The organism is Xenorhabdus bovienii (genome assembly GCF_024721015.1).
GTDB classification, from domain to species: Bacteria; Pseudomonadota; Gammaproteobacteria; order Enterobacterales; family Enterobacteriaceae; genus Xenorhabdus; species Xenorhabdus bovienii.
The window spans coordinates 20,976-31,454 of record NZ_JANAIF010000046.1; the positions used below are offsets into that span (position 1 = coordinate 20,976).

General features: G+C 45.4%; 7 protein-coding genes. 3 read left to right on the forward strand and 4 right to left on the reverse strand.

The features are described 5' to 3' along the window. Window positions 1–25 precede the first annotated feature (25 nt). Window positions 26–1,789 carry a type VI secretion system baseplate subunit TssF gene (gene tssF / locus NXS07_RS12805; RefSeq protein WP_258086868.1) on the reverse strand — a complete coding sequence of 588 codons (1,764 nt, stop codon included), beginning with the start codon at window positions 1,787–1,789 and terminating at the stop codon, window positions 26–28. Between the two features lie 676 nt (window positions 1,790–2,465). Between tssF and NXS07_RS12810 the strand changes: the two genes are divergently transcribed. Together NXS07_RS12810 and NXS07_RS12815 are read left to right on the forward strand one after the other, a co-directional pair. Further along, window positions 2,466–2,597: a replication initiation protein gene (locus NXS07_RS12810; RefSeq protein ID WP_258086869.1), complete on the forward strand. Its 132-nt coding sequence runs from the start codon at window positions 2,466–2,468 to the stop codon at window positions 2,595–2,597. Between the two features lie 749 nt (window positions 2,598–3,346). Beyond that, complete coding sequence (locus NXS07_RS12815; RefSeq protein WP_258086870.1) at window positions 3,347–4,135, forward strand: replication initiation protein; 789 nt, start codon at window positions 3,347–3,349, stop codon at window positions 4,133–4,135. A gap of 250 nt (window positions 4,136–4,385) precedes the next feature. Here NXS07_RS12815 and NXS07_RS12820 read toward each other — a convergent pair whose 3' ends face one another. Together NXS07_RS12820 and NXS07_RS12825 are read right to left on the reverse strand one after the other, a co-directional pair. Next, window positions 4,386–5,417 (reverse strand): alpha/beta hydrolase family protein, encoded by a 1,032-nt coding sequence (locus NXS07_RS12820; protein WP_038223504.1) that lies wholly within the window; start codon window positions 5,415–5,417, stop codon window positions 4,386–4,388. A 58-nt stretch (window positions 5,418–5,475) separates the two neighbouring features. Next, window positions 5,476–6,054: a recombinase family protein gene (locus tag NXS07_RS12825; protein WP_038197515.1), complete on the reverse strand. Its 579-nt coding sequence runs from the start codon at window positions 6,052–6,054 to the stop codon at window positions 5,476–5,478. A gap of 151 nt (window positions 6,055–6,205) precedes the next feature. Between NXS07_RS12825 and NXS07_RS12830 the strand changes: the two genes are divergently transcribed. Then, entirely contained in the window at window positions 6,206–9,256 is a 3,051-nt protein-coding gene (locus NXS07_RS12830; RefSeq protein ID WP_438818388.1) for a Tn3 family transposase, read from the forward strand. A gap of 39 nt (window positions 9,257–9,295) precedes the next feature. On the opposite strand, the gene NXS07_RS12835 is transcribed toward NXS07_RS12830, so the two are convergent. Further along, a partial coding sequence (locus tag NXS07_RS12835; protein WP_258086871.1) for an IS4 family transposase occupies window positions 9,296–10,479 on the reverse strand: 1,184 nt, incomplete at its 5' end.

Genomic DNA, 10,479 nt, shown 5'->3' on the forward strand with positions numbered 1-10,479 from the left:
CCATCTTTGTTTTTTATCTCATTGGCTACATTTCATTACGCAAGCCTTCCATTTGTCGAAATTGCCACAACGGCGTTGTGGCGTTCTGGTGATAAACGTTTAACTGGATAAAATTGTTTTCGATGACAAAACAAGACAAAACTTGGCCAATAACCTGAGCGAACCGATACATGTGCCCTTCGGTATCGTAGCAATCGGAATTAAGTGTCAGATGAAGATAATAGCCACGTATGGGACGGCCTGTGTAGTTTTGTATCCGATCGCCGGCGGTGGCTTCGAGGTGGACGATCCCGCTGATATCGTGCTGCATTTTCTGACTTAAAAGACGGTTATGGCCACCATAACAATCAAACAGCCCGAGAAAGGTCTTTAGCGTGTCCGTATTGAAAATCAGGAATGGGGTATTGTTAAGGACACCAATCAAAGACCAGTCCGGTTTTCCCATCACCATCGGCGGAAAATCCGGTGAAACGGGCGTGATATTGCTGGCTCGCAGATGGGCAGGCACAGATTCCTCCGATACCGTAATATCCCCTGCCTCCAATGTCATGGCCTGTACATGGTAGCCGCTCAGATGCGCACAAACGGTTTGTGACGGCAGATTCTTGGCATCTTCGCCATCTACACCCAGAAAGCGGATTCCATTCCGGATACGTCCCAGCAGATCGGTTGAGAGAAGTGACTGGAAATAGATGTTTTCAGGGTGCCCTTCATCAAGCAGCCAGTCACTTCTCTCGCAAAACCGGGCAACAGATTGAAAATGACGCGCTTTACCGCGCAATTGTTTCCCTCCGGGTTGTTTGACCGTTTGAACATCCTGTAACTGAAAGAGCCGCACGGTATCCTGTAAAGGCAAGGGATAATGCGCTTGATTTTCATCAAGCTGAAGGGGGAGGCTGATCATAGGTTCCAAATGGATGGCAGGGACACATCCCAACCGGAAAGCATCTCCCAATGTATCCAGTGGCAGCTCACCTTCCAGCCTGAAGACCAGTTCAAAGGAACCATCCGGGTTTAAAGGCAGTTCGCGGTATTCCTGCGCATCAAAGGTCACAAAATCGAAAGCATAAGGCAGACAGTAATATTCTGTTATCAGTTGCAGACGGGCAAAATGAGTGTTGTCGGTTGGCAGTACACTGTGATTGAAATGAGCATCACATCCATGCAACTGACTGTATCTGAGTCTTTTTTCTTCGGTTTTTGTGCGCAGGAAAATATCACCGGGATGGCGTTCCAGCCACAAGCTGAGCTGAGCCGTCCGCTCACGGTCTGTACCGAGAAAAAACTGGAGCAATCCCACTTTCCAACTGGATGAAACCTCTCCCGTTTGGCGCAATGTCAAGATTATCTCGCTGTGTTCGCGTGTTTTTTGGATTTGCCTGTCCAAGACGATGAAAGGTTCGATATGCAAGGGACGACAGGTGCGAAATCGTAAAACCTGTTCCCCTTCAGCGGCAGTTACAGATGTTCCTCGAGGGATATCTACAGCACCTTGATGAATGCCCTTGTGGGGTGTGAATTGGATGATCGTCGTCGGCGGAACGGGACGCAGGGCATGAGGCCAGATCCGTCCCAGCATTTCATGGGTAATTTCCGGGTAGCTGTCCTCAATGGTACTGCGCAGGTTTGAGGACAGTAAGGCAAAACCTTCCAGAAGCCGTTCAACATCAGGATCATGCGGTGTATTCAGAAAATTTTCCAGATGGGGAAATTCAGCCGCCATCAACTTTGCCCGTTCACGCATGTAAGCCAGTTCTTTCAGATACAGAGATTCTTTGGTGTTCTTCATCTGTCTCTCGCTTCAATGTTTCGATTAACTATTAATCGGCATTCCATCGATAATGTTGATGAATGATGACGGAGCGATAGGATCAAACACACCATTTTACGGATTTAAGCGTTAATTTCTTTAATAAGATGCACAGTTTTGAACATTTCAGACAAATACGAATGAAGAAGAAAAAATCACACCGGCAGAGAGGATAAGGAAGGAGAATCCGAGAGGTTAAAATGGGCGGAAAAAGGGAGTTATCCTGAAGATCAAGGGGAAAGTGGCTTAACGGAGTGATCGAAAAACGGACAGATCCTGCATTTCCATACGGCCGGGTTTCATGCCTCATGAACCAAGATTTATCAATACCACCTCAAACTTTGTAAGTTAAAATAAAGAGGTCTTGTTCTAAAAAAGAAAGGAGAAAGGCCGAGAGAGGAAAGAGGGAATTTTTGTTTTTCCATAGGCTCCGCCCCCCTGACGAGTATCACAAAAAAATGGACGCTCAAATCAGGGGTGACGAAACCTGACAGGACTTAAAGATGACCACCGTTTCCAATAGCCGGCTCCCTCGTGCGCTCTCCTGTTCCCGCCATACGGTTTACCGATGTCATTCCCGCTGTTATGGCCGCGTTCTCTCATTCCACGCCTGACATTCAGTTCCGGTTAGGCAGTTCGCTCCAAGCTGGGCTGTATGCACGAACCCCCCGTTCAGTCCGACCGTTGCGCCTTGTCTGGTAACTGGTCACTCGATTCCAACCCCGACAGACACGATAAATCGCCACTGGCAACAGCCATCGGTAACAAACTTGAACGAGAAGGATGACAAAAAATCAGAGAGAATTACTTGAAGTGATTTACCATTTAAGGCTACACTAGAAGGACATTTTCGGTGACGGCTTCTCGTGAAAGCTAGTTACCACGATTGAACCGTTCTAGTAAAACTGTTCAATCTTGAATAAAACCGCCCCTGCAAGGGTGGTTTTTTTCTTTTCAAGACTAAAGGTTACAACCTAACTCAAAGGATCTCAAGAAGATCTTTTTTTCTTTAATGCCGCATCACAAGTTTTTCAATATGTTAAACTGCTCTTCCCTGCCCTAAACACGTAGATTATCCGTCTATTCCGCACGATCGCATTTCTTTATGCCATGCCAATGCAAGATCCATAACGATCCTATCGCGTGAAATTTTCCTGATCGTGATCAGCCGATTTTCACGATCGCTCTAATTGTGGCGGAATTTGTTTCAGACACAAAAGAAGGTTTTTGACTTTCAAGGAATGGAAACGCGAAGTTATCCACTGACGGCAGCGTTTTTCTTTTAGTTTTTAAAGTTCTTAAAGTTTATAGGGTCAATTCCGCTTTATAAATCAATTTCTTACATACCACAAATGTGCCTTTTTTCCCGCTAAATGTGCCTTTTTTCCGGTTAACTGTGCCCTTTTTCCGGTGATTGTGCCTTTTTTCCCGTGCTGTCCACAGATCTGTTTTTAAATGTGTCTAAAAAAAACTAGGCACAATTCATAAAATGTGCCTACACTTAATAAGGGCACAGGAACGGGAAAGGCGGCACATATGACGGCAAAAACAGCGGTGACACACAAGGCGGATGATTACGACGCAGACAGTGTAGAACGCCCGGCAGGAGAACGATGGATCAGTATGACCAACGCCCTCACCCGTGCCGGACATGGCCTGACCCTATCGGAAAAACGGCTGGTTGCCTGCGGCGTCTCGAAACTCGACAGCAAAAAGCCGCGCCCCACGTTTGACATCCCTGTCACGCGCATTACCGCAATGGAATACGCAGAAGTCTTCGACGTAACGCTTGACACGGCCTACGACCAGTTACAGGCCGGAGCTAAATCCCTCTATAACCGTTCCATCACCTTTTATGAGCCGGCCTATCGGCGCAACGGCAAGCCTTTGGTGAAGACAAAAGTCCAGATGCGCTGGATCGGCGCAGCCAAATATCAGGCCGGTGAAGGATGGGTCGAACTGCACTGGTGGCCAAACCTGCTGCCGCATCTGACCGGCCTGAAACGCCAGTTCACGACCTACCAGCTTCAACAGGCCAGTGCACTGCGCTCTGCCTATTCATGGAAGCTGCTGGAACTTCTGATGCGCTTTGAATCGACCGGCTGGGCGGAATATGCCATTGACGATTTCTCTACGTCTATGGATGCAACGGAAAAACAGCGCGAAAATTTCGCAAACATCCGCCGCAAGATCATTGAACCGGCAGTTAAGGAACTGACTGAAAAAGACGGTTGGCTCATCGACTGGAAGCCGGTCAAGGCCGGCCGCAAGGTTGCAAAACTGCGGTTTGATTTCAAGCGCGATCCCCAAGGCCGGTTACTCTAAATGTGCCTTTTTTCCGGTTGAGATATAACGTCTTTTTCCAAAATTGCCTTGCATTGCCTTTAATTTCTTAAGTTTTCTTAAAATTGCCCTATATTGCTTACAATATCCATAATATTGCCTGAGCCGGTCGGCAAGGCGCATTAGCAAATAGGGGTTGTAAGCCGGAACCGTCCAAAATTTTGTCGGGCTTGTAGCTCCGGAAGTAGTGGCGATGTGTGAAAATTGTGGCCGCTACCACACTTGGCTACGTTCAATGCGAAACATTTGGAATTTTTTTAGCCAAAAAACCCGTCACAAGAAAAGCAATTTCGCGATGGATTTCATTCCTATTTCTGCTTCCGCCATCTTTGCAGATAATTCCATCATCTTTATTTTCACCTTCAAGTAATCCTATAGCGCCTGATTTGCAGACTTGCATGAAGCTAAAATGCATAGCATCAGGGATTTCGACATAGGTCGAGTAAGTTTTCGAGAGATATTTATTCAAGTAGCCGGATTCAAGTTCGACCGGCATATCTCCAACATCTGTGCCAGCGCCAATAATAAGAGAAGGGATATGTATCTTTGCCAAACTCTCTGAGGAAAAACCCCGGATCAGTCCTGCATCGAGGGAAATAAACGCCTTTATGCGTGAGTCTTCCATGTTTCTCTCCAGTTCTGGCTTTTCAAGTCCAAGTACTAAAACAGGGTTGCAAGCCCAGAGAGTTGAATACTTCTGGCAGTCTTTTTTAAACAATCCTGTATCAAAGCGTCCACCGCTAAGGGCAATAACGGTCCATCCACCAAGAGAATGACCAATAGCTGCTATTCTTTCCATATCAACCTTACCACCAAGTTTAGAGTCTGTGGTTATAGCGTCGATCACTCGACTCAAGTCATGTGGTCGTTCCCATAACTTTGTGGCTTGTTCCATATCTTTGTTAAATACACTTGTACCGGGATGATCCGGCGCCGCTACAATATAACCCTGACCGGTTAATTCATTGGCCAGCCAACTCAGATTACGCCAACTACCACCATAGCCATGGGAAAGAACCACCAGTGGATATTCGTCGGAACCAGGTACTCCATTCTGCACGACATTAATTCCATAAAAAGTCTGATTGTCGCCGATGTTTATAGTTTTGGTTTGATTTTTAACAGGATACCAAATTGCTACACTCAATGGCCTGAGTTCTCCTTTATCTAGGTCAATTTCTTTAAAACCGACCGCAGAGGATGAATGAGCAAGCGCAGAAATAGATAACCATAATAGACTAACTAAAGAATAAAATTTAAGCATGAATACTCCGGATAAACTGATCATAGCTGGATCTATTATTACTGAGCATAATCTACTCTTAAATATTATTTGTACGCGCAAGAGTCCGATAGACGGTTGGCCTCGATACTGAAAACAGTTCAGCCAGATCGCTGATTGAGTACTCCCCCGTTCCGTGCATGCGGCATAGCTCTTTCTGTTGCTTATCCGAGAGTTTTGGTTGTTTACCTCGTAGTTTTCCTTTTGCCCGGGCAATGGCCATACCTTCCCGAGTGCGCAGCCGTATCAAATCTCCCTCGAACTCTGCGAAGGTGGCCAGTATATTGAAAAACATTTTCCCCATCGGGTCTGTCGGATCATAAACACTGGGGCCAAGTGCCAGTTTGACCCCACGAGCAAGCAGTGAGTCGGCGATATAACGAGCATCAGGAACTGAACGGGCAAGTCGGTCTAGTTTTGGCACAACCAGCGTATCGCCGCAGCGAACGGCTGCGAGTGCCTGGTCCAGTCCTGGTCTCAATCGGTTTGAGCCGGTTAACCCCTCGTCGATATAAATCCGGTCAGGGGATACGCCAAGTTGGAGTAGCGCCTCCTGCTGTGCAGCCAAATCCTGTTTGTCTGTTGAGCAACGTGCATAACCAATCAATGTTTTTGTCATAAATATGTACGATTAAGGGGCCATCAAAGAGATTGATACCGTACCATTTTTATGAGACAACTTCAGCCGCGCTGCATCATTCTATAATAATTATTTTTTACTGTTCGCTGAGCGATCCTCTTACGGACATGAATTTCCTGGAGTCAACGTGATGGCTCATCATACAAACAAAATAACCGGTAAAAGTGAAAGGCTGTCTGTATTAACTGATGCTGAGCAAGAAGCCTTGTATAGTTTGCCTGATTTTAACGATGCGCAGAGGCTGCAATTCCTGGCATTGACTGAATTAGAACTGGCTCTTGCCAATAATCGACCAAGCCTGCATGACCAACTCTATTGCATTCTTCAGATGGGTTATTTCAAAGCCAAGCAGGCTTTTTTCCGTTTTGACTGGCATGAGGTCAGTGACGATTGCGCTTTCGTGATAAGCCACTACTTCCATGATGAATCTTTCGGGAGCGAACTGATCACTAAACATGAACGTTACACTCAGCGTGAGCAAATTACCCAATTATTTAGCTATCAGTCTTGGTCTGGGGAATTTCGGCCTCAGCTCACACAACAAGCGGCTCATATCGTGCGGCGAGATGCAGCCCCGGGTTTTGTTGCCGCCGAATTGGTCATCTGGCTCAACCAAAACAAAATTGTCCGACCCGGTTACACCACACTACAGGATCTGGTCAGCCAGGCGCTTTCTGTTGAACGCCAGCGTCTGGGAAATATTCTGGCCGATGTTTTGGACGAAACGGCTACAGCCTTACTGGATAAGCTGCTGGTACGTGATGATACGTTGTCTCAACTGGCAGTACTCAGGCAAGATGCTAAAGATTTCGGCTGGCGTCAGATGGCTCGAGAGCGTGAAAAGCGTGCTACGCTGAAACCATTGTATGAAATTTTCAAAGTGTTACACCCCAGATTGGGTATTTCACAGCAGAACCTACTGTATTACGCAAGTTTGGTGAATTTTTACACTATTTACGATTTGCGTAATCTGAAAACCGATCAAACCCGGCTCTATTTGCTTTGTTATGCCTGGTGGCGTTATCGGCAGTTTACTGACAACCTGGTTGATGCGATGGCCTTTCATATGAAGCAACTGGAGGATGAAAGCCGAGCTATCGCAAAAAAGACCTTCGCTGATGAACAAGACAAACGTCATCAGGAGACTTCACAGGTGGGTCGCCTGCTGTCATTGTACGTCGATGATCGGGTATCTGATATGACACCGTTTGGTGAAGTACGTCAGCAAGCCTGGGCAATTATGCCAAGAGACGCGGTGCAAAATACAGCACGGCGTATGCGCGATAAGCCACTGAAAAAACTGGCACTACACTGGCAATCAGTAGACAAATTATCTGGGCGTGTTCGCCGCCATTTGCGTCCGTTGTATACCGTGCTGGATTTTGCCTGTATTGATCCTGCCAGTCCATGGCTTAAAGCGCTCATCTGGGCTAAAGATATCTTCAGCAAAAGACAGCGTTTTTCGCAACGGCCGCTTGCTGAATGTCCGCCGGCAACATTACCAAAGCGGCTGTGCCCGTACCTGCTGATATTTGACACGGATGGAAATCCGGCTCATTTGCACGCCGACCGCTATGAATTCTGGCTATACCGTCAGATAAGAAAACGGTTTCAGTCAGGCGAATTTTACCTTGATGGCAGCCTGCAACACCGCCATCTTTCCGACGAGCTGGTTTCAAATGAAAAAAAGTGCGATGTTCTGGCGCAAATGGAGATCCCTTTCCTACAGCAACCTGTTGATGTTTTGCTGGATACCCTGTCATCTGAATTACATCAACAATGGCAGGTTTTCAATCACGAACTGAAACAAGGTCAGCTTAAGCATCTGGAATACGATAAGGACACACAGAAATTACATTGGCGCAAACCCAAGGTGGATAATCGAAAACCTCAAGAGCAAACATTTTATGCCCAGCTGCCGTTCTGCGATATTGCCGATGTACTCAGTTTCGTGAATGAACAGTGCCATTTTCTATCAGTAATGAAACCTTTACAGCCACGTTATGCGAAAAAACAAGCCGAAACTGATAGTCTGATGGCCGTCATTATTGCCCAGGCCATGAACCACGGTAATCAGGTGATGTCGCGAACCAGTGATATTCCCTACCACATTCTGGAAAATACTTACCAGCAGTATCTGCGTCAGGCGACATTACAGGCCGCCAATGACTGCATCAGTAATGCGATTGCCACACTGCCTATCTTTCCGCATTATTCGTTTGATCTTGACGTTCTGTACGGTGCGGTCGATGGACAGAAATTCGGGGTTGAGCATACAACTGTGAAAGCCCGCTATTCACGTAAATATTTTGGGCGTGGCAAAGGTGTAGTCGCCTACACGCTATTGTGTAACCATATACCTCTCAACGGCTATCTGATAGGCCCAAACGAATATGAGGCTTACCATGTCTTTGATATCTGGTATCGCAACACCTCGAATATCGTGCCAACCGCCATCACCGGTGATATGCACAGTGTTAATAAGGCTAACTTCGCGATCCTTCACTGGTTTGGCCTGCGTTTTGAGCCTCGTTTCACCAGTCTGAATGCACAACTACAGATGTTGTATTGTGCTAATGACCCGGAAATGTACAAAAAATGCCTGATTCAACCCGTCGGCCAGATTGACCGGCAACTTATTATCCGCGAAAAAGCCAATATTGACCGGATTGTTGCCACGTTGGGGTTGAAAGAAATGACACAAGGTCTGCTTATTCGTAAGCTGTGTACTTATACGGCACCCAATCCAACGCGACGCGCTATCTTTGAGTATGATCGGTTGGTACGCAGCCTCTACACATTGCGTTACCTGCGTGATCCTCAGTTAGAACGGAATGTACACCGCTCACAGAACCGGCTTGAATCTTATCATCAACTCCGTTCAGCCATCGCACAGGTCGGCGGCAAAAAGGAACTCACCGGACGATCCGACATCGAAACGGAAATCAGTAATCAGTGTGGGCGATTGGTTGCTAACGCAATCATCTACTATAACTCCGCGATTTTATCCCGGTTACTGAATAAACCGGAGGTATCAGACAGCATCAAGACACTGGCATTGATAACCAAAATGTCCCCCGTCGCCTGGCAGCATATTTTGCTGAACGGGCATTATACCTTCCAGAACGAAGGTAAAATTATTGACCTTGATGCGCTTATAGCAGGGCTGAATTTCGGCTGACGGAATTTTCGGCGGTTCCGGCTTAGCAATGGCATTCGGTTAAATCCTTATCGGCGCATCAAAAGAATTCCATCGTGTTCTGGGTTTCATCGATTTCCGTGGGTAGTGCCTCTCTGGTCTCACCCGTTGTATCATTCTTGCCATAAGTGCATAAAGCGTGTAATAGAATGATTTTAAATGCTTTTTTAGCTTACCTTGTATTAGCAGAGGCAGATGTTTGACGATAAAAAACAAACAGTTTTTTGAATTCAGCTTCTGTTTTTTACCCAGGCTCTCCTTGTTATCGACACGATCCCTCACATCATCACCGTTTCTGTGATTAAAGTAATTTTCCGATATCCTTGTCAGGTTAAGTAATAATATATGTGCCTGAAGCTCTTGTTTGACGCCTTTTTCATTATGTGAATGGAAATCTTCAATGCACAGGATTGATTTGGAGAGTTTATATAATTCCTCTATTTTCCATCGTTGATGGTATAAGTCATTAAAGTCTTTTACCTCATAATAATCTTGTTCAAGTAAAGTTGTAGCGAGAATATATTTAACATCTTCGTGAAAATACTTTATTAGCCGTAACGTGATAGTCGGGAATTCAAAAAGAAGTTTTCTTTTTCTAAGGTCTGACTTTACTGCATCTGATGGTTTATATGTCACAATAGCATCATCACAATGGCTGTTAGAAAAGTCTCTAATCACTTTGTTTCTATTACCTTCCTGTATTCTGAATATCGCATTCAAATTATTTTTTATCACTTGATGTAACATATAATAACTAAAATACCCCCTATCTAAGATAACGACAGCATCATTATCTAGATATCTAAAGTGTTTTTCTGCACAAGCTCTTTCGTTATTATGATTAACAAAATCAATATCATATATAATTGAATTCGATATATCATAAAGGCAACTCATCATCGCATAGGGGTAATATCTGGATGTTTTTTGCGTGACCCGATAGCCATTATTGATAAGTTTTCTGGGAACATTTAGTTTTGAACCATCAATAGCAAAAAGCCGGTGTCCCTTCCATGTTATTGGGCGAGAATCCTTCTCCCAGACAGAGACGATATCTTTGTTTATAGTTTTAATAGCATCATCAGGTAATTTTATTCTGGCTTCGCACATCGATGAAGCAGAGACAGGATTATATTGCGGAAGTGGTATTTTTTCACGAATGCAGTCATCCCATATTTCATTGATAATATAAGCATATCCATGAT

Excerpts from the sequence above, each read along its gene's own strand:
- NXS07_RS12825 (WP_038197515.1), bottom strand. The coding sequence starts at position 6,054 with ATGACAAAAACATTGATTGGTTATGCACGTTGCTCAACAGACAAACAG.
- NXS07_RS12820 (WP_038223504.1), bottom strand. The coding sequence starts at position 5,417 with ATGCTTAAATTTTATTCTTTAGTTAGTCTATTATGGTTATCTATTTCT.
- NXS07_RS12810 (WP_258086869.1), top strand. The coding sequence starts at position 2,466 with ATGCACGAACCCCCCGTTCAGTCCGACCGTTGCGCCTTGTCTGGTAAC.
- tssF (WP_258086868.1), bottom strand. The coding sequence starts at position 1,789 with ATGAAGAACACCAAAGAATCTCTGTATCTGAAAGAACTGGCTTACATG.
- NXS07_RS12815 (WP_258086870.1), top strand. The coding sequence starts at position 3,347 with ATGACGGCAAAAACAGCGGTGACACACAAGGCGGATGATTACGACGCA.
- NXS07_RS12830 (WP_438818388.1), top strand. The coding sequence starts at position 6,206 with ATGGCTCATCATACAAACAAAATAACCGGTAAAAGTGAAAGGCTGTCT.